The 18,213-nt window shown below is 62.8% G+C and carries 18 protein-coding genes; 7 read left to right on the top strand and 11 right to left on the bottom strand.

What is annotated here, in order from left to right; translation table 11 throughout:
- Positions 1 to 58: 58 nt before the first annotated feature.
- From J2Y68_RS02200 to ligD, 3 genes are read right to left on the bottom strand one after another with little or no spacing between them, the layout of a single operon-like run.
- The gene (locus J2Y68_RS02200; protein WP_257368204.1) at positions 59 to 520 is read right to left on the bottom strand and encodes a phage tail protein; all 462 of its coding nucleotides are present in this window, start codon (positions 518 to 520) and stop codon (positions 59 to 61) included.
- A 33-nt stretch (positions 521 to 553) separates the two neighbouring features.
- Complete coding sequence (locus J2Y68_RS02195; RefSeq protein ID WP_309989104.1) at positions 554 to 1,762, bottom strand: cation:proton antiporter; 1,209 nt, start codon at positions 1,760 to 1,762, stop codon at positions 554 to 556.
- Positions 1,759 to 2,997, bottom strand: a complete 1,239-nt coding sequence (gene ligD, locus J2Y68_RS02190) for a non-homologous end-joining DNA ligase (protein WP_309989101.1) — start codon at positions 2,995 to 2,997, stop codon at positions 1,759 to 1,761. The genes J2Y68_RS02195 and ligD overlap by 4 nt, the downstream gene beginning before the upstream one ends.
- Positions 2,998 to 3,408: 411 nt before the next feature.
- Between ligD and J2Y68_RS02185 the strand changes: the two genes are divergently transcribed.
- Together J2Y68_RS02185 and J2Y68_RS02180 are read left to right on the top strand one after the other, a co-directional pair.
- The gene (locus tag J2Y68_RS02185; protein WP_309989098.1) at positions 3,409 to 3,759 is read left to right on the top strand and encodes a DUF3846 domain-containing protein; all 351 of its coding nucleotides are present in this window, start codon (positions 3,409 to 3,411) and stop codon (positions 3,757 to 3,759) included.
- Between the two features lie 152 nt (positions 3,760 to 3,911).
- Positions 3,912 to 5,660, top strand: coding sequence for a pyruvate dehydrogenase (locus tag J2Y68_RS02180; protein WP_309989095.1), 1,749 nt, complete (start codon positions 3,912 to 3,914; stop codon positions 5,658 to 5,660).
- 1 nt (position 5,661) lies between these two features.
- On the opposite strand, the gene uvrA is transcribed toward J2Y68_RS02180, so the two are convergent.
- From uvrA to arfB, 3 genes are read right to left on the bottom strand one after another with little or no spacing between them, the layout of a single operon-like run.
- Positions 5,662 to 8,229 carry an excinuclease ABC subunit UvrA gene (uvrA, locus tag J2Y68_RS02175; protein WP_397334636.1) on the bottom strand — a complete coding sequence of 856 codons (2,568 nt, stop codon included), beginning with the start codon at positions 8,227 to 8,229 and terminating at the stop codon, positions 5,662 to 5,664.
- Positions 8,230 to 8,239: 10 nt separating this feature from the next.
- Entirely contained in the window at positions 8,240 to 8,674 is a 435-nt protein-coding gene (locus tag J2Y68_RS02170; RefSeq protein WP_309989091.1) for a RidA family protein, read from the bottom strand.
- Between the two features lie 45 nt (positions 8,675 to 8,719).
- Entirely contained in the window at positions 8,720 to 9,139 is a 420-nt protein-coding gene (gene arfB, locus J2Y68_RS02165; protein WP_309989089.1) for an alternative ribosome rescue aminoacyl-tRNA hydrolase ArfB, read from the bottom strand.
- A gap of 37 nt (positions 9,140 to 9,176) precedes the next feature.
- On the opposite strand from arfB, the gene J2Y68_RS02160 reads away from it, so the two are divergent.
- Positions 9,177 to 9,572, top strand: coding sequence for a hypothetical protein (locus tag J2Y68_RS02160; protein WP_309989086.1), 396 nt, complete (start codon positions 9,177 to 9,179; stop codon positions 9,570 to 9,572).
- 82 nt (positions 9,573 to 9,654) lie between these two features.
- Positions 9,655 to 10,272, top strand: coding sequence for a dihydrofolate reductase family protein (locus J2Y68_RS02155; RefSeq protein ID WP_309989083.1), 618 nt, complete (start codon positions 9,655 to 9,657; stop codon positions 10,270 to 10,272).
- A gap of 48 nt (positions 10,273 to 10,320) precedes the next feature.
- On the opposite strand, the gene J2Y68_RS02150 is transcribed toward J2Y68_RS02155, so the two are convergent.
- Positions 10,321 to 10,731 carry a hypothetical protein gene (locus J2Y68_RS02150; RefSeq protein WP_309989080.1) on the bottom strand — a complete coding sequence of 137 codons (411 nt, stop codon included), beginning with the start codon at positions 10,729 to 10,731 and terminating at the stop codon, positions 10,321 to 10,323.
- A 201-nt stretch (positions 10,732 to 10,932) separates the two neighbouring features.
- Between J2Y68_RS02150 and J2Y68_RS02145 the strand changes: the two genes are divergently transcribed.
- Both J2Y68_RS02145 and J2Y68_RS02140 read left to right on the top strand, forming a co-directional pair.
- Positions 10,933 to 11,415, top strand: coding sequence for a pyridoxamine 5'-phosphate oxidase family protein (locus tag J2Y68_RS02145; RefSeq protein ID WP_309989078.1), 483 nt, complete (start codon positions 10,933 to 10,935; stop codon positions 11,413 to 11,415).
- 6 nt (positions 11,416 to 11,421) lie between these two features.
- Positions 11,422 to 11,775, top strand: coding sequence for a TraR/DksA family transcriptional regulator (locus J2Y68_RS02140; protein ID WP_309989074.1), 354 nt, complete (start codon positions 11,422 to 11,424; stop codon positions 11,773 to 11,775).
- Positions 11,776 to 11,835: 60 nt separating this feature from the next.
- Here J2Y68_RS02140 and J2Y68_RS02135 read toward each other — a convergent pair whose 3' ends face one another.
- Positions 11,836 to 12,096 (bottom strand): hypothetical protein, encoded by a 261-nt coding sequence (locus J2Y68_RS02135; protein WP_309989902.1) that lies wholly within the window; start codon positions 12,094 to 12,096, stop codon positions 11,836 to 11,838.
- A gap of 147 nt (positions 12,097 to 12,243) precedes the next feature.
- Between J2Y68_RS02135 and ribA the strand changes: the two genes are divergently transcribed.
- Positions 12,244 to 14,145, top strand: coding sequence for a GTP cyclohydrolase II RibA (gene ribA, locus J2Y68_RS02130; protein WP_309989071.1), 1,902 nt, complete (start codon positions 12,244 to 12,246; stop codon positions 14,143 to 14,145).
- Here the strand turns inward: ribA and J2Y68_RS02125 are convergent.
- The 3 genes from J2Y68_RS02125 to J2Y68_RS02115 form a co-directional block, all read right to left on the bottom strand.
- A complete protein-coding gene (locus J2Y68_RS02125; RefSeq protein ID WP_309989899.1) occupies positions 14,132 to 15,421 on the bottom strand; it encodes an MFS transporter in 1,290 nt (429 codons plus the stop codon). The genes ribA and J2Y68_RS02125 overlap by 14 nt on opposite strands.
- Positions 15,422 to 15,614: 193 nt before the next feature.
- Positions 15,615 to 16,985 (bottom strand): DUF3100 domain-containing protein, encoded by a 1,371-nt coding sequence (locus tag J2Y68_RS02120; protein WP_309989068.1) that lies wholly within the window; start codon positions 16,983 to 16,985, stop codon positions 15,615 to 15,617.
- Complete coding sequence (locus J2Y68_RS02115; protein ID WP_309989067.1) at positions 16,982 to 18,208, bottom strand: amidohydrolase; 1,227 nt, start codon at positions 18,206 to 18,208, stop codon at positions 16,982 to 16,984. The genes J2Y68_RS02120 and J2Y68_RS02115 overlap by 4 nt, the downstream gene beginning before the upstream one ends.
- Between the last annotated feature and the right edge of the window lie 5 nt (positions 18,209 to 18,213).

Here is an 18,213-nt window from a genome sequence, read left to right as displayed (position 1 = left end):
GGACGACGGCGGGAGGTCGCCGTCGTCCGTCCGGTCAAACCTGCTGGGCCTGCTGGGTTTAGTACTCACCTTTGATGACGAAGTACGAACCGCGGATGACCCCAGCCAGCTTGGACTTCTGCCTGGCGAACTTAAAGTTCGCGGCCAGTTCCTCCGGAACCTCCATGCCGTCCGAGAGTTTGAAGCCCACAGCCCTTTTGCCGCCCTCAATGCCGTACATCACGTTGATGGACAGCCCCGATTGGTAGAAAACGTAGGCCATGCTCAGCCCGTCGACTTCGAAGGCGGTAGCTTCCAGGGCCGGCGATCCGATAACGATCCCGCGTTCCTCCCGGAGGATGCGGCTCACCCGTTCAACGACGTCGGGGACCTCGCTGGCCGGACTCACAGCGAAGACGTGCTGGTACTTGTTCCGGAAATACCGGGCCTCGTTGGCGCGCAGGCCCGCAAGGGCCTCGGCCACAGGAGAAGTCTCAAGCCCAGCCGTGGAAACCTTCTCAAAATCAACGATGTGCGGCATGCAGCCTCCTTATAGGACGTGTCCGCACCCATGCTAACCCGGCCGCGCATCCGTCCTGAGCCTTGTCCGGATCTGGCGGAGTGCCATGAGCGGGAAGAGCAGCAGTGAGATCATTCCGGCCCCCACCAGTGCCGAGGCGATTCCGCTGCTTATAAGCCCCTGGTCCCGGCCGATGGCGGTCACGGCAACGATGATGGGCAGCCCAGTTGCCCCAAACAGGATCAAAGCCCGCTTCTCGTTGGGCGGGGCGCCTGGCGGAGAGGCGAGCAATGATGGCAGCCCGCGGATGATGAGCAAGAGGGCCACGAACAAGGGGACCAAGGCCAGGGTAGCGGGGCTGGAGGTCAAGGCAGCCAGGTCGAAGTCGATACCGGCGTCGATAAAGAAGATGGGGACCAGGAAACCAAACGCAACGGCGTCGATCTTGGTTTCAACCACTTTGCGGTCCTCCTCCGGAGCCCGGGCCATGACGGTTTTCCAGAGGACGCCGGCGGCAAAAGCGCCGAGCAGCATATCCAGGCCCAACACCATGCTCAGCACTACCAGCGCGCTCAGGATCAGCATGATGGACCGGACCGCGAACTGGCTGCTCGTGTGCAGCGTGCGGGTCACTTGGGCGTGGAACAAGGTGTGCCGAGCCCTGGAAGCGAAGAAGACAGCCACACCCGTGAGGACAACGAAGCCCACCAGCACCACCGACGCGATGCCCACCTGGCGCCCGCTGAAGAACAGCGAAATGGCGATCAGGGGCCCAAACTCGCCGGCTGCCCCGAGGGCTGTCACAGCGATTCCAAGAGGCGACGTCGAGGTCCCGGCATCACGAAGGATTGGCAGAATGGCACCCAGTGCCGTGGAAGACAAGGCGATGCCAATGATCACGGCCGCTTCCGGGCCCGGAACCAGCAGGAAGCCAGCGCCGATACCTGCTGCGAGCGAGATGATCCAACCCGCTGCTGCCCGGTTTGCGGGCTTTCCCCTGATGGTCGAAAAGTCGATCTCATTGCCGGCAACGAAGAACAGCATGGCGACGCCGAAGTCGGCCAAGGTGTCGGTGAAGCGGGTCGACTCGATCCACCCCAGCAGGCTTGGGCCCAACAAAATTCCCAAACCAATCTCGAAAACCACGATCGGAATCTTGACCACGCGGTCCAGCAATCGGGCTGCAAGCGGCGCCGCAACACCGAGCATGGCTATCAGGACCAGGGACACGGACAGATCCTGCATGGGCGGCGCCGAAGTCACGGCCGGCCCGGCCAATCCTTGCCAGCCCAGGGATCGTAGTCGGCAATCAACGTTTCCTGCGCAGGCCGTTGCGCTTCAGGGATGTGTTGGAGGTTGATGCGCACCCGATACCAAAGGGAGCTTGAACCACGCATCCCGTCAATGAGCACATCTGCGGGGTGGAGTGCGGAAGTGAGGTCCGAATGGCCTGACTTCCATTGCTCGAGTGCTGCGAGGGCTTCCGGTTTCGTTTTGGTCCTGGCCACCTCGATCAGCGGCATCGTGGACATCCTCCGACCCGATCCGTCGCCTGCCCGCGGCGCCTTCTCTGCCGGGCCGAGTTCCGCAGCCAGGGCGAGCAGGCCATCCAGCGAGCCCGCGGCGTCATCAATGCCCGCGTGTGGGTCGCCGGATTCGGCGAAGCGGGCGGGGACTGTGAGCACGGTGAATTGCTCTGGCCGGGCGGTCCGGACTTCCTCCCAGCTCAGTGGGGTCGAGACCCTGGCATCCGGAAGGGAACGGATCGAATAGGCCGATGCGACAGTGCGGTCCTTCGCATTTTGGTTGAAGTCGACGAAGACGCTTTCGCCACGCTCTTCCTTCCACCACCGTGCCGTGGCCAGGCCCGGGGCGCGGTTCTCCACTTCACGCGCCAACGTTTCAGCGGCGAGCCGAACATCGCGGAAGGACCACTGGGGTGCAATGCGGGCCAGGATATGGAGCCCGCGCGAGCCGCTGGTCTTTGGCCAGCCCACCAGCCCGACGTCGGCCAGTACCTCCCGCGCGACATAGGCGGTGTCCACGATCTTCGACCAGTCCACCCCGGGCATCGGGTCGAGATCCACCCGGAGTTCATCCGGATGGTCGAGGTCCTCGGCGCGTACCGGATGCGGATTCAGGTCCAGGCATCCCAGGTTGACCACCCAGGCCAGGCCCGCGGCATCTCTGATGACCGTTTCTTCCGCGGAAGTTCCGGATGAGTAATGCAGGGTTGCAGTGTCGATGAACGCCGGATGGTTCTCGGGCACGCGTTTTTGAAAGAACGGCTCCGCGTTGATGCCCTTCGGGAAGCGTTTGAGGACCATTGGGCGGCCGCCGGCTCCCCGCAAGGCACCATCAGCGACCGCCAGGTAGTAGTGGACCAGATCCAGCTTGGTCAGCCCGGGCTCGGGGAAGACCACCTTATTCGGATTGGAGATGCGGACTTCGGCACCATCAACGTCCAGGATCTCCGCGGGTGTCTTGGAGGGGCTCATGCGGCCACGCTAGCAAGCAACGGCCGTCCCAACCAGAGTTGCGAGGAAGGAAAGTGGCTATGCAGCAGTAACTGCGATAGCCGGGACTTCCTGGCTGGCTTAAAAAATATAAGCAGGTATGGTGTTGGTAAAGCGACTGGAAAGGAATGATTGGCTTGTCCGGCAAATCACCAACAAATGCAAGGACAAAAAAGCCGGGGAAATCCATTTTCGAAAAGAGGTCGGAAAAGCGGGCCAAGGCCGAGAGCAGCGAAAACCGCTTCACCAAGCCCAGGAAAAGCCAACGGTAGGGTCCTCGTGACCGTGCGGAAGCAGGTTAGATCGCAGTTTTCGCGGGGCTTGCCGTAGCCGCGCGCTATGTTTACGGCGGAATTGCTCAGCTGCTGCCAGTCAGAAAGTATACAAATTGTCATGCGGAAGTTCCTGGTTGCACTTATTGTTCCTGCCCGGCTCCACGAGCCCGTCAGGATTAAGGAAATCGGATTGTGCCTTGCCAGTCGGCAGTCATTAGTGGAAGGGAATGTGGAAGCCATATCAGGACGAGGTTGGCACGCATTCCTGAATGACCAGGCCAAGTCCATTCCCCTGCCACTTAACCCCCGGGCCGAAGTCCTGATCCGCGAAGCCGGCACCCCCATCGAAGATCCGGTGGGCGGCAACGCCGTCTTCCTCGGCCACGGGAGCGACGGCGATGAAACGGACGTCCCAGCGCAGTTGCTGTCGCTGGCAGAACGCCTGTTCGCCACCCGATTGGCGGCCTGAAGAAGGCCGAGCAAGAGCGTGGACATGCCCTGACGGCTGCGTGGACATGCCCTGACCCGGGCCTTGCCCGGGGATGCACGGGATGCTCGGAGGCAAGCCGACTATATTGGGCCATGTCAGCCCACCGCCACAACTGAGGGAGCCTGCACATCATGGCGAAGGAACTTGCCACCCAACTCATTGAACAACTCCAGGCTGCCGGGGTGCAGCGGATCTACGGGATAGTCGGGGACAGCCTCAACCCGGTGGTGGATGCGGTCCGCCAGACGGGCGGCTCAAGTAAGGGCGGTATTGACTGGATCCATGTTCGCCACGAGGAAGCTGCCGCCTTCGCTGCGGCAGCAGAGGCACAGCTGACCGGCAAACTGGCCGTCTGCGCCGGCTCCTGCGGGCCCGGAAACCTGCATTTGATCAACGGCCTTTACGACGCCAATCGGACCGGGGCCCCGGTTGTGGCTATTGCTTCCCACATCCCCAGCAAGCAGATCGGCAGTGGCTTCTTCCAGGAGACCCACCCGGACCGGCTCTTCAACGAATGCTCCGTGTACTCCGAAATGATCAGCACCGCCGAACAGGCGCCGCGGGTCATGCACAGCGCCATCCAGAACGCACTGGGCCTGGGCGGTGTCGCCGTGGTTACCCTGCCGGGGGATATCGCGGGACTCGAGGCCGTCGCGCCTACGCCCCTGCCGGCGACCTTCCGGCCCGCCAGTCTGGTCCCTGATCCAACCAGCGTCCAGGAACTGGCTGGAGCCATCAACGACGCCGGAAAGGTCGCCATTTTCGCCGGCGCGGGCGTCGAAGGCGCGCACAGTGAGCTGATCTCCTTGGCTGAACTGATCAACGCCCCGATTGGCCATTCCTTGCGGGGCAAAGACTTCGTCCAGTACGACAACCCGTTCGACATCGGCATGACCGGATTGCTCGGTTATGGTGCCGCCGCCGAGGGTATCGAAGACGCCGACCTGCTCATCCTGCTGGGTACCGACTTTCCCTATGACCAGTTCCTCCCGGACACCCGGACCGCGCAGGTGGATCGCGCCGCGCAGCGGCTGGGGCGTCGGACCGACGTCGACATCGCAGTCCATGGCGACGTGCTCCCCACCCTGAGAGCCCTCCTGCCGTTGGTACAGCCAAAGAAGAACCGGCGCTTCCTGGACCAGATGCTCAAGAAGCACGATCGGCTCATGAATAAGGCGGTGGGTGCCTACACGCGCAAGGTCGAGAAGAAACAGCCCATCCACCCCGAATACGCAGCGTCCCTGCTCGACCAGGTAGCTGCCGAAGACGCCGTCTTCACCGCCGACACTGGAATGTGCAATGTCTGGACTGCCCGCTACATCAACCCGTTGGGTACCCGTCGGTTGATTGGGTCCTTCCTGCACGGGTCCATGGCGAACGCGCTTCCACATGCCATCGGTGCGCAGCTGGCTTATCCGGGGCGGCAGGTGGTTTCCGTGTCGGGCGATGGCGGTTTGTCCATGCTGCTGGGCGAGCTCGTCACCGTGGCAGCGCACCAGTTGCCAGTTAATGTCGTGGTGTTCAACAACTCCACCCTGGGGATGGTCAAGCTCGAAATGCTGGTGGATGGACTGCCCGATTTCGGCGTGGACGTCCCCGACGCCAACTATGCGGCCGTGGCCAAGGCCCTGGGCTTCCATGCCGTGCGCGTCACCGACCCTGCTGACATTGAGGCCGCCTACCGGGAGGCGTTCGCGCATTCCGGCCCTTCCTTGGTGGAACTCATCACGGACCCGAACGCACTGTCCATCCCGCCGAAGATTTCGGGTTCGCAGGTCATCGGCTTCGCCACTGCGATGTCCAAGGTGGTGCTGAACCGCGGTGCCGGTGAGGCTGTCAGCATGGCCCGCAGCAACCTGCGGAACATCCCGCGACGCTGACTCAGCGCCCGTAAGCGGCTGCCAGGTAGGGTGCCGTCCGGCTGGTGGTGGAACGCGCGACGGCGGCCGGCGGCCCAGCGGCGATGATTGTGCCGCCGGCGTCGCCGCCGCCCGGTCCCAGGTCGATCACCCAGTCGGCCCCGGCTACGACATCCATCTCGTGTTCGACCACGATGACGGTGTTTCCGGCGTCCACGAGCCGGTGAAGTTGCGCCATCAGGAGCTGTACGTCAGCGGGGTGAAGTCCGGTGGTGGGTTCGTCAAGGATGTACAGGGTGTGCCCTCGCTGGATGCGCTGCAGTTCAGTGGCGAGCTTGATGCGCTGGGCTTCACCACCGGACAGTTCCGTGGCTGGCTGGCCCAAGCGAAGGTAGCCCAGTCCCACCTCCAGCAGTGTTTGCAGGCTGCGGGCGACACCCGGGAGGTCGGACAGGAAGTCGGACGCTGCCTCCACTGTCATGCCCAGGACATCGGCGATGCTTTTGCCGCGGTACTTCACTTCAAGGGTTTCGGGGTTGAACCGGGATCCTTGGCATTCCGGGCAAGGCCCGTAGCTGCCGGGCAGGAACAAAAGCTCCACGGCAACGAATCCCTCGCCCTGGCAGGTTTCGCAGCGCCCACCAGCGACGTTGAAGGAGAAGCGGCCAGGGCCGAAGCCGCGGGCACGGGCATCTTCGGTGGCAGCGAACTCCTTCCGCACCCCATCAAACAAGCCGGTGTACGTTGCAAGGTTGGAACGCGGTGTACGGCCGATGGGCTTCTGGTCGACCTTGACGAGGCGGTCCAGTCCATGGAGCCCGGAGACTGACCCCGCACTGTTGGGTACGTCCCGGTCAGCTGTTTCGATGGTCCCCGGATGAAGCTCTGCGTCCACTACCTCTGCCAGGACCTGACTGACCAGGGTGGACTTTCCAGAGCCTGACACGCCGGTCACGGCGGTCAGGACGCCCAGTGGGAATCCGGCCTCGAGGTCGCGCAGATTGTGCCGGTTGACGTTGTGAAGCGTCACCCATTCCTTCGCTTCCCGGGGTTGGCTGGTGCTCCGTCGACTCCCGGCGGCGGCTGGACCGTCGTCGTTCTTTTGATTCCCCGCACTGCTGGTAGCAGGGAAGAGGAACGGCCGCGTCACTGACTCCTTCACGTCGGCAAGGCCGGCGACGGGGCCGCTGTAAAGAATTTCTCCGCCACCTTCACCCGCGCGCGGACCAACATCAACCAGCCAGTCGGCAGCCCGCACGAATTCCATGTTGTGTTCGACCACAAACACCGAGTTGCCGGAGGCCTTGAGCTGGTCCAGGACATCGAGCAAGGATTCGGCATCTGCGGGGTGCAACCCCGCCGATGGTTCATCGAGCACATAGACCACCCCAAACAGCCCCGAACGCAGCTGCGTGGCAATCCTCAGCCGCTGCATTTCGCCCGGGGAAAGCGTAGGCGTTTGGCGGCCCAATGCCAGGTATCCGAGGCCAAGGTCGGTCAGTACCGTGAGCCGCTTGAGCAGGTCGCGGGTGATCGCAACGGCTACTTCCGTGGCTTCGCCTGAGGACTGTTTTCGGGAAGCCGTCCCTGCAGAAGCGAGCTCCGTGGTTGGCCGGATAACGTCGGCCAGTTCGGTCATGGGCAGTGCGTTGAGTTCGGCGATGTTCTTCCCGGCGAAGGTCACAGCCAGCGCCTCCGGCCGGAGCCCGCTGCCGTCGCAGCGTGGGCATGGGCCGCTGACCATGAAGCGCAGCACCCGGTCGCGCATGGTGGTGCTCTTGGAATCGGCCAGGGTGTGCATCACGTAGCTCCGGGCGCTCCAGAACCTGCCTTTGTAGGGTTTGGCTACCCGATCGCGCTGCGGCGTCACTTCCACCACCGGTTGCTCTTCGGTGAACAGGATCCAGTCGCGGTCCTTCTTTGGGAGCTTCCGCCACGGGGTGTCCACGTCGTAGCCCAGGTGGCTCAGGATGTCGCGGAGGTTCTTACCTTGCCAGGCGCCGGGCCAGGCCGCGATGGCGCCGTCCCGGATGCTGAGGGTCGGATCGGGGACCAAGGAGGCTTCGGTGACTGTGTGCGCGGTCCCGAGCCCGTGGCACTCGGGACAGGCGCCTGCTGCGGTGTTGGGGGAGAAGGCATCGGAGTCGAGCTGCCCGACGCCATCGGGGTAGGTCCCGGAACGTGAAAAGAGCATCCGCAGCGAGTTCGACAAGGTGGTCACTGTTCCCACGCTTGAGCGGGTACTGGCGGTACCACGGCGTTGTTGGAGCGCGACGGCGGGTGGCAGCCCGGTGATGGACTCGACCTTGGGATTGTGGCCTTGTTGGATAAGCCGACGGGCGTAGGGCGCGACGGACTCGAAGTAGCGGCGTTGGGCTTCGGCGAAGATGGTTCCGAAGGCCAGGGAGGATTTCCCGGAACCGGAGACTCCGGTGAAGGCCACGATGGAATCGCGCGGGACGTCCACGTCGATATTGCGGAGGTTGTTCTCGCGGGCCCCGTGGACCCTCACGAAGCCGTCCTCGGCGGGGGACTGCGGTGCAGCAGGGTCGGGTCCGGGCCGTTGGGTCGTCATCAGTTTGCTGTCCATTGACACGACTCTATCGGCGTCTGGCTCCCGCACCGTTTTCCTCAGCGCTGACGACGGCGGCTACCGCACTGATCTCCACCAGCGCACCGGGTACGCCCAGGCCCGCCACGAAAGCTGCCGTCACCAGGGGTGGCTCCTCTGAAGCGAGCTGCGCAGCAATCGCTCCATAGCCTGCCGCGAGGTCGGCGCCTTCGACGAAGAGCACAGTCCAATGGATCACGTCGCCGAGGCCGGCACCCGCGGCTTCAAGCGCGGTTTGGGCATTTTGCAGTGCGCGTGCGGACTGGATGGCTGCATCGCCTTCCCCGACCAGTTTTCCGCTCTGGTCCACGGCGTTCTGGCCGCCGACGTAAATGGTGGTGGCGCCGGGAGGAACGACGGCGACATGGCTGAAGGCAGGGCTGTTGACCAGTCCGGCTGGGCGGAGGCGTTGAATAGGTGACATGAAGGTATGGTGCCATCCGGCGTCGCCGGCCAAAAGGGGCCGCGGCTAATCGGCGGCAGGCCGGCGTCGTTGTTGCTTGGTTGCGGACCGCTGTTCCTTCGCAGCCCGGTGGCGTCGTGCGGAACCGCGGGTGGGTTTGGACGGGCGGCGGATAGACTCCGGAGCGAGGCCCGCCGCGATGAGGTCGGCCAGCTTGGTAAGGGCAAGCTCCCTGTTGCGAAGCTGGGACCGCTCTTCGGACGCCGTCACAGTAATGACGCCTGAGACGAGCCTGCGGCCAAGACGCTGGAGCAGGATCTCCCGTTGTTCATCGGTGATGGCAGCAGAATCCGCGACGTTCCACATTAGTTCGGCGCGGGTGTCGGTGGTGTTGACGTGCTGCCCTCCCGGTCCCGAGGATCGCGAGAACCGCCAGCTGAGTTCAGCGGCCGGGATCGTCAGCGAGGGCGGGATGCGCAGGTCCATGGACCAAGCGTTACACGCCCCACGCTAGGATCATGTCATGGCCGGCTCCATGGATTTCCTCGGCCCCATTCTCGAGATGATGACCTGGGTGGGGTTCGTCCCGGGCGTGCCTTTACTGGTCATAGCCTGGGCCATCGCCAGGCGGCGCTGCCCTTGGGCCACGGCCGACGGAGAACAGTTCACGGCCGGGGGATTCCTGGGAGTCCAATGGGTGGACCAAAGCAATGAGGAACGGAAAGTCCTCCTGGATGTCGCTGCCAAGGATGGAAGCCTCACGTCGCGGTCTGTAGTGGTCCATTACGATCTCTGCCACCCCTCCAGGTGTTCCCTTCAACCACCCCGGTACGACAACACCGTGCTGATTCTTGGCTGGATCCTCACGGGCATCGGGCTCCTCAGTACCGTCGGCGGACTGCTCCTGGTGATCCTCTAACTGCGACCCCTTGAACGCCTGATCGATCCGGGGCTAGCATTTGCGCACGGTAGACCCGCGCGGCCAAAAGCAGGAGACCCAGATGAGCGACACGCCCGCAACGTTGACAGTGGATCTGATCATTTCACTGGACGGTTATGCCTCAGCCGAAGGATGGCCGGGGTGGTGGGGTTTGGAAAGTCCGGAGTACCTGGCCTGGCTCGAGGAAGAGGGTAAAAAGGAATTCACTACCCTGATGGGGGCGAACACCTACAGGGTCATGTCGGGCATGTCCGAGCAGGCCACCGGGGCAGATTCAGGGTTTTCCGAGGAGGAGGGCGCCGCCCTGACCGGGTTGGCTGCCATGGGCAAGGTGATTTTCTCCTCCAGCCTGCAAGAACCTTTGGCCTGGCCCAATTCGGAGCTCGTGCGCGGTGATGCGGTGGAGGCAGTGCGAAGGATGAAGGAAGCTGGAACGGGAAGGTTGATGACCCTCGGCAGCCTCAGTCTTTGTCGATCCTTGCTCGTCGCAGGTTTGGTTGACAGGTACCGACTGGTCGTTTTCCCCGTTATCACCGGTCGAACCGGACGGGAGCGAATTTACGATGGCTATCCGGACGTTTCCCTTGAAATGGTAGGGAGCAGGACGTTTGGGGGCGGGCTGCAGATGCTCGAGTACATTCCCACCCTTATCGACGGCCCACCGGCCGGCCGAGGGTGAGGCACCGCACAGGAACAGGATGCGCAGGGCCCTGGTGGACAGCCGGGACTAGGGCTGTTCGGGGAGCAAACTCTTCAAGCAGTCGGCGTAGTGGGTCATGGTTTCGGAGAACGTCAGAAGTTCGAAGCCTGCGGGGCCTTCGATGCTGCGGTTTCCGTCACCGGCCTCACGCCATAAGAGGGGCTCGCTGCTGGCGCCATTTGCTGTGAGCGTTGCAATGCCCCACGGGTGGCTCGGATCCGCCACCGTGATCCCGGCCGCATCGAAGGTATCGCGCAGGACGTAGGTGGTGACGGTCCGCCACGATTGCAGGAACGGCGGCCGCAACTGCTCAATAAGGTCCTCGTCCTGGAGGTTGTACGCCTCCCACAAATCCATGGACAGCCCGTCCCACTCTTTGTCTTCGCGGACCATGCGGTGCGCTGCCTCCACATGGGCGATGGTTTCTTTCAACGTCATGGCCAGTCCCCACACTTCCTGTCGTCATTCAACCCGAGGCGCATGTGGCCGCGGCCACAATACTCCTTCATGAAATGGGAACGGACAGGAGCCCTTCTTGATTCCCTGTCCAGCAGCCGTGGGCCAGCCGGTAGTCAATAAGCAAACTTACTAATAGGCTGGGCATGGGGGCGTCCCCGAACGAAGAGAGTTGAGGCGAACATGGCAGAAGAGCGCGACATCAGCAAAGTCACGGACATCATCAACGGTGCCAGGATTGGCATGGTGACCACAGTCAATGAACAAGGTGCTTTGGTTAGCCGTCCGCTGGCGGTCCAGGATGTCAAGGACGACGGCGACATGTGGTTCTTCACGGGACTGGGCACCTCACAGGTAGCGCACGTCCGAAATGATCCACGGGTCAACGTGTCCTTTGGAAAGAACACGGAGTGGGTATCTGTTGCGGGGAACGCCGAGGTGGTCACTGATCGGCAGATAATCCGCGACATGTGGAACCAGACAGTGGAAGCGTGGTTCCCGGATGGCCCTGAGACCCCGGAGGTCTGCCTGTTGCGTGTCGACTCTGAGTCTGCCGAGTACTGGACCAGCCCTGGAGGCACGGCTGCGACTGTGCTGCAGTGGGTGAAGTCCAAGGTCACCCACTCGCGGATGAGTGTCGGCGAAAGCGGCACGGTGGACCTGTGAACCGACGTGGTTGATTCGGGGCGGTTTCGGCGCCTCCTGGAGGACGAGAAGCAGCAGAAGCTCGAACTTCTCGCGGCGCTGAGCAGTGACATCACATCGGTGAACCGCGCACGGCAGGACTCGAATGTTGATGACGAGCATGACCCCGAGGGCAGCACCATCGCTTTTGAACTTTCCCAGGCCTCTGCGCTACTGGAGCAGAGCAAGCGTGGGCTGGCCCAGATTGACGCCGCTCTTGAGCGCATTGCCGCAGGGAGCTATGGATTGTGCGCCGTGTGTGGTGCGGTAATACCAGAGGGCCGGCTGGAGGCCCGGCCATGGACGCCGGTCTGCGTTGAGCATGCCTCCGGCAGGGCGTAGCTCTTTCGGAGAGTGACCGTTTCGCTTCCTTGGCTGTTCAGGGTTCAGGCTCCGCGTCCGCTAGGCCCCCATCCCCGGCTTGACCGGAACGTACTCGATGCCTAGGTGAACCTTCTTTTGCGGTCCACGGGAGAAGCCCTTGGCGTCGAGGTGATTACCCGCCCGGTAGTCCGCCAGGGCTTGGTCGTAGGCCTCGTTGAGTTGCCGGCCACTGAGGATCTCCTGCGTGCCATCGGTGAAGGTGATCTGTACGTGGATGCCGTTTGGGAAGTGGCGCTTCATGCGGATGAAACCTTGGGGATCCTGCTGTAGGGAAATCAATGCGGCCACGCTTTCTGAAGAGGTTTCCCCTATCTTCCCGCATGGGACTCTACGCTCGTCATTTTAGTTGCAGGTTCAACCATTGGGTTGTACGGTTAACTTGAAGGTTCAAGCTTTGCCTTCCTGTCAAACCCTGAAGGACCCCACATGACCGCCTGCCTGGACACCGCACCACCCGCTGCATCGCTGCCCAGGGCGACCGTTCGCAGCAACGTCACCGTGCCGCTTCAGTTTCCTGACGGATTCCGGACGACGGCGGAAGTCTTCACGTTCCACGGCCTGGCTGACGGCAAGGAGCATTTGCTTCTTGCCCTCGGCTCATGGGAGCAATCCCTGCTGGCCCAGGATAGCGAAACAGGTGTTGCTCCTCTGGTGCGCCTTCACAGCGAATGCATGACAGGTGACGTCTTCGGCAGCGAGCGCTGCGACTGTGGTCCACAGCTGCGTGAAGCGGTGGAGGAGATTGCCGCCGTCGGAGGTTTCCTGCTGTACCTTCGACAGGAGGGCCGGGGCATTGGCCTTTATTCCAAACTGGATGCTTACACGCTCCAGGACAACGGCCTGGATACCTACGAAGCCAATCTGGCTCTTGGCCATGACGAAGACGAACGTGACTACTCTGCCGGAGTCCAGATGCTCCAGGCCATTGGTGCCAGTCGAATCCGGCTTCTCAGCAACAATCCTGACAAGGCAGCGCAGCTCTCCGCACTGGGAATCGACATCAGCGAACGAGTGCCCACCGGCGTCCATGTGTCCGAAGCCAACCTGGCCTACCTGGCAGCCAAGCGCGACCGGACAGGACATGTGCTGGAATTGCCTGAGCCTGTCCCGGAGGTCCGGAGACCGGGATTCCACACGGAAGCGCCAAGCCCGGAAACGTTGATCTCCCTGGTGGGGGCCCTGCTGCCGCGCCTCCGGGAACGCGCATCCGAAACCGAGGAACTGCGCCATTTGCCCGAATCCACCATGACCGACCTCCGCCAGGCGGGCGTCTTTCGCCTCCTCGCACCCAAGGGCGTTGGTGGTTACGGGATGGGCGTGGAGACCTACGCTGAGGTGGTCAGGCAACTTGCCCGCGGTTGCGCATCGACTGCATGGACCGCCGGGCACCTGATGGAACATGTGTGGATGTTGGCCCGCTGGCCGAAGCAAGTCCAGGACGAAGTCTTTGCCTTGGGCACGGTTCCACTGGCCGCAGCGACGGGTGCGCCCGTTGGTGCCGCCACGAAGGTTACCGGTGGCTACAGCATCTCCGGCCACTGGAGTTTTGCTTCAGGAGTCATGCATTCGGAGTGGGCGCTCCTGGCTGTTGACTGCGACGGTGTCCGTCTCCAGGCGTTGGTCCCTGTCGCGGCGCTCGAATTGATGGACGCCTGGCATACCGCAGGGTTGCGGGGGACGGGCAGCAATGACCTGCGGGCAGATCACCTGTTTGTCCCGGACTACCGGGTCATGGAATGGGGTCACCTGAGCGCTTCGGACAACCCCGGCAGCCTGGTCCACCCTGACCCCACACTTCACATCCCCATGGCAACGCTGCTGAACCTGGTGGCACCGTCCACCGCTTTGGGCGCCGCAGAGCATGCCTTGGAGCTGTTTCAAGCGCAATTGATGGTGCGAAAGGTCAAAAACACTACCGAGGTGCGCCAAGCGGACTCTGTACTGGCCCAAGCACGTTTCGCCGAGGCCTTCGGACTCGTTGCCACTGCCCGGCTGCATTGGGAGGAGGCGGTCCGGATTCTGGCGGCATCCATCGCGCGCTCCGGTACGGCGCCAACGGACACGGAGCCAACAGGCACCGAGCCGACAGATACGGAGCGGTCGCGGTACCGGCTATCGCTTGCCCTCAGCGGCCAGGCGTCGGAGGCCGCGGTCAGGCTCATCGTCGCGGGTTCGGGCGGCAGCGCACACCGCTTGTCGCATCCCTTGCAGCGCATCCAGAGGGACGTCAATGTCCTCCTCAACCACCCCACGCTCAGCTTCGACCCCATTGTTGAGCAAGCAGGCCGGGGACTGCTGGGCCTGGGGTTCACGGTCAGGTCGTTCTAGGCGTTTCTGCTGGGCCCTCCCGGGTCGGTTCCGCAGCCAAGGTGCTGGCCCGGTCCGCCGCAGCCCCTTGCTTCCTGCTCGCCAGCAGGAACGGCACCGCAATAAGCTCGATAACGCCGGCCATGGCCAATGAGGCCGGATAACCGTAAAGGTCCGCGCCGCGGCCCAGGAGTGGTTGGATCACCACTCCTCCGCTGGAACCCATCAGCGAATCGAAACTGAGGACGGTGGCCCGCTGTTTCGACGGGATCATGTCATTCACATACGCCTGTCGGACCGGAGTAGCCGCAGAACCCACCACGGCCCACAACGCCAGCAGCACCAGGGCTACCCAGAACACGCGCGTGGATCCCAGCACCAGGAGAATCACGGCACCCACCAGGGCGGCCAGGATCATCACTGACGTGCGTTTGTGGAACAGTCCCCGGGCGTGCGGGGCCAGCCAGCCGCCCAGGATCTGCGAGCCTGCGACAATCGCGGCGGCCAGGCCCGCGATGGAATAAGCTTTCGGGTCGCCAAAAAGGTCGAGGAGGTACGGCTGCAGAGCGTAAAAGACGTAGATTCCGACGCCGGCGCTAAAGGGAGCGGCCAGCATCATGTACCGAACGGGTCGGTTTTTCAGGCCGTTGTCTATCGAGGCCGTCAGTACGGTATGGACAGCCCGCATGGGGCTGGTTGAACGCTCAGGCGAGAAACCGACGTCGTGCATGAGACCGAAGGCCACTGCAAACATGGCAAGCAGCACCCCCACGCGCAAAAGGAAAGGCACGCCCAGGTTGGTGGCTTGGGCAATCACGCCGCCCGCGACGGACCCAAACAGCATTGCGAGGCCCTGGACCATTTGCCCGCGGCCAAGCACGGATTCGAGCCCGCCTTCGTAACCGGAGAATCGCAGTGCGTCCACGAGCCACGCTTCGACGGCTCCGGAAAAGAACGTGAAGCCAAGTCCCAGCAGGACCGAAATCACGGCCCACATCCAAAACGGGGCTGAGAGCTGCCAGAGCAGGTAATACAGGTAGGTGGACACGGCCAGTGTCACGGTACCGAGCAGGAACGATACGCGGCGGCCCCAACCGTCGGCGACCACCCCGGTGGGAACTTCGAAGAGGACCATGCCAGCTGTGAAGAAGGCATTCGCGGCGAAGGCTTCCAAGTTGCTGAGGCCCGCATCAAGCAGGAACAGGGTGTTGATACCCCAGATGAAGGACGCCGCCACGGTATTACCCAGCGTCAGTGTGAGGTACACACGTTGGATCGTTCGTGCGGCGGGATTCATGGTGTCGCCGCTTCCGCCAGGGCGGGGAAGGACCACACGCCCATTCTCGCGCTGATCGCCCCTGTTCGCCAGATCGGGGCGGGGAAGGTTCGTGAACCAACGCAACAGCCCGGATGCCCGCACGTGAGTGAGCGCATCCGGGCTGTACGTGTTGCGGCGGTTTGGACCGACCCAACAAGTCAGCTGGTACCGGCTAGTGCCAGAGTCCCAGGGCGAATTCGGCAATCACGGTGGATAGAAGGAAGGACGCAGTGATGGCAACAAGGCCCACGGGAATGATCTTCCACCCGATGTTCCGCAGCAAGGGGATGTCCTTGCCAAGGGACAGCCCGGCCAGCGTCAACATCACCGTGGCGATGGAAAGGAAATCCACCGCCTTGACGGCTTCGTTCAAGACCCCTGACCCGAAGAACCACGGACTTGAGATGTACGCACCAATGGTGGTGATAAAAACGATGGCAGAGACTTTCCTGGTGATCCTGGCCAGCAACAGGCTGACGAGGACCAAAGCCAACATGATGCCGTAGCCGGCAAGGATGGACAGGCTCAAGCCCTTGGCAGCTACCGCTGCAGTGCCAACACCCAGGACCGTCAGGACAGACAGGGAAAGCCACAGCGGCAGCTTCATGGCCGCCGAGGACTTCGCCACCTCTTCACGGAAGCGGCGGTTCTCCTCAGCCTGGATGCCATCCTGCTCCAGCTCAGCTGCCGAACGCTCCAGGGGAGCAGCGCCAGCAGCCACCTTTGCGGTTTCCTTGGTGCGGGTCAGTACCTTGTAGAACCGGTCAGCCACAGGCAAGGCAATGTAGATGCCTACGTACACGCCAAGGATGGTGGTGATGAGGTTGGAAATTGCAGCCATCCCCAGAATGGCCTCCTGGTCACCCGGATAGGCCGCAATGATGCTCGCAGCCGAGGCAGCCATCATGGAGCCCGAACCGACACCGGCACCCATGGCCAGGGCCAACGGATCAAAAATCTTCCAGTTGGCTACCAAGGAGGTCAGCAGCGTGATGAAGATGGCGCCGAACAGGGTCCCGAAAACGTACATGGCCAGGACACCGCGGTACTGGTCCGAATCGGGGCCATACTTTTCCGAGACCATGGCGAAGGACGGTTCACGATCCAAGGAGAACGTTGCCCCCACGGTTGCCTTGCCCATGCGCAACAGGACTGCGAGGGGCAGCGCCAACACTACAGTTCCGAGCAGGTGTCCAACTTCCTGCAGGAGCAGCGCGGGGCCGGCCTTGATCAGGCTCGGCAGGCTTGGGCCGATATTGAAGGCGAGCCTGGCCACCAGGAGCAGGACTGCCACACCAACAAGGGCGGCGGCCACACGCTGGAGGTCCAGGCCCAGCGGCTTGAACTTCTGGATGGAAACCAGCAAGCCAAGGATCAAGCCCCAGACCATGGGGAAAATGATGATCGCACCAATGCCGAGATCAATCTTGGCCTGGCCGATGAACTGGACCGCAAGGGCAATGACAAAAGCCAGTGCGGCAACAGGAAGCGTCAGCCGTGTGCCGGCCTTGTCCGTCCGCGTGGTTTCGGTGCTGGTGCTCATGATGATGCTTCCTGAATCGTGGCTTCGCGACGGTAGGCCGCCTTAACGAAGCGATCTCTCTGTTGGGGATTGGTTGCGGCGCCCGCCACTGTCCAAGCCAGCGCGGTGGCTGCCTCGAACATCACGGCGTACGCCTCGGGGGTGTTCGCAAGCGCCGCGAAGCCATGCGAATGGATGGGAACGTTCGCGCCGGGAATACTCAGCCATGGATGCAGCGATGGAATCACTTGGGAGATATTTCCCATGTCCGTAGAGCCGCCTCCCATACCCGCCGCTGGAGAAGTGTCCTTACCGAACGCGTCCATGGCTTCTGTCCAGTGGGCGGCAAGTTCCGCATCCTGGATCAGCGGCTCGTAAAGCGGTTCCGCAGCAGTGATTTCCAAAGTGGTTCCTGTGGCAATTGCTGCGCCTTCAAAACACCGCCTGACCCGCACGAGCAACGCTTCATACTCCGGAAGAGTAAAAGCGCGGCACTCGAACGGAACCACGGCGTGATCCGGGATGATGTTGGTGACATGCCCGGCCTCAGCCACATAGCAGGCAACCCGGTGATCACCGGGAATCTGCTGACGAAGCAAACCGATGGCTACCTGACTGAGCACGGCCGCGTCCCCGGCGTTGACACCCATATGCGGGGCGGCCGCAGCGTGGGCCGCCTTACCAGTGAAAACAGCCTCGTAGCGACCAACAGCCTGGGCAGTGGTCCCTGCCGGGTTATAGGTCACCCCGTCCTGAACCGGGTGGACCATCAGTGCCAACCCGACACCGTCAAAGGCTCCCCGCTGGAGCATCAGCACTTTGCCGCCCCCGTGCTCCTCCGCCGGGGTACCAATCGCTTTGAGGGTGATGCCAAGCTCGTCCACGTGGGGAAGGAGAGCCAGGGCCGCAGCCACGGAAGCACCCGCGATGAGGTTATGTCCGCAGGCATGGCCCACAGATGGCAGGGCATCGTATTCCACGCACAGGGCAACGGTCAGGTCTCCGGTCCCGGCGCTCGCGGTGAAGGCCGTGGGCAGATCCGCAGTTCCCGCTGTGACGTCGAAGCCGCCTTCGGACAGGAGAGCGGCAATTGCCCCGGCTGCCCGGACTTCCTCGAAGGAGAGCTCTGGATTTGCGTGCAGGTCCTCCGACAACGCCTGCACTTGCGGCTTCCAGGTCGCTACGCCATCTGCCAGCGCTGCGCGAAGCGTCTCGTCCGAAGATGCTGTGTTAGTCGTTTCCATGGTTC

This window comes from Paenarthrobacter nitroguajacolicus (assembly GCF_031455195.1).
Taxonomy (GTDB): Bacteria; Actinomycetota; Actinomycetes; order Actinomycetales; family Micrococcaceae; genus Arthrobacter; species Arthrobacter nitroguajacolicus_D.
The sequence above is the reverse complement of the archived record's forward strand: the minus strand, read 5'-3'. Positions and strand labels throughout refer to the sequence as shown.

Excerpts from the sequence above, each read along its gene's own strand:
- J2Y68_RS02200 (WP_257368204.1), bottom strand. The coding sequence starts at position 520 with ATGCCGCACATCGTTGATTTTGAGAAGGTTTCCACGGCTGGGCTTGAG.
- ligD (WP_309989101.1), bottom strand. The coding sequence starts at position 2,997 with ATGAGCCCCTCCAAGACACCCGCGGAGATCCTGGACGTTGATGGTGCC.
- J2Y68_RS02185 (WP_309989098.1), top strand. The coding sequence starts at position 3,409 with ATGCGGAAGTTCCTGGTTGCACTTATTGTTCCTGCCCGGCTCCACGAG.
- J2Y68_RS02180 (WP_309989095.1), top strand. The coding sequence starts at position 3,912 with ATGGCGAAGGAACTTGCCACCCAACTCATTGAACAACTCCAGGCTGCC.
- uvrA (WP_397334636.1), bottom strand. The coding sequence starts at position 8,229 with ATGGACAGCAAACTGATGACGACCCAACGGCCCGGACCCGACCCTGCT.
- J2Y68_RS02170 (WP_309989091.1), bottom strand. The coding sequence starts at position 8,674 with ATGTCACCTATTCAACGCCTCCGCCCAGCCGGACTGGTCAACAGCCCT.
- arfB (WP_309989089.1), bottom strand. The coding sequence starts at position 9,139 with ATGGACCTGCGCATCCCGCCCTCGCTGACGATCCCGGCCGCTGAACTC.
- J2Y68_RS02160 (WP_309989086.1), top strand. The coding sequence starts at position 9,177 with ATGGCCGGCTCCATGGATTTCCTCGGCCCCATTCTCGAGATGATGACC.
- J2Y68_RS02155 (WP_309989083.1), top strand. The coding sequence starts at position 9,655 with ATGAGCGACACGCCCGCAACGTTGACAGTGGATCTGATCATTTCACTG.
- J2Y68_RS02150 (WP_309989080.1), bottom strand. The coding sequence starts at position 10,731 with ATGACGTTGAAAGAAACCATCGCCCATGTGGAGGCAGCGCACCGCATG.
- J2Y68_RS02145 (WP_309989078.1), top strand. The coding sequence starts at position 10,933 with ATGGCAGAAGAGCGCGACATCAGCAAAGTCACGGACATCATCAACGGT.
- ribA (WP_309989071.1), top strand. The coding sequence starts at position 12,244 with ATGACCGCCTGCCTGGACACCGCACCACCCGCTGCATCGCTGCCCAGG.
- J2Y68_RS02125 (WP_309989899.1), bottom strand. The coding sequence starts at position 15,421 with ATGAATCCCGCCGCACGAACGATCCAACGTGTGTACCTCACACTGACG.
- J2Y68_RS02120 (WP_309989068.1), bottom strand. The coding sequence starts at position 16,985 with ATGAGCACCAGCACCGAAACCACGCGGACGGACAAGGCCGGCACACGG.
- J2Y68_RS02115 (WP_309989067.1), bottom strand. The coding sequence starts at position 18,208 with ATGGAAACGACTAACACAGCATCTTCGGACGAGACGCTTCGCGCAGCG.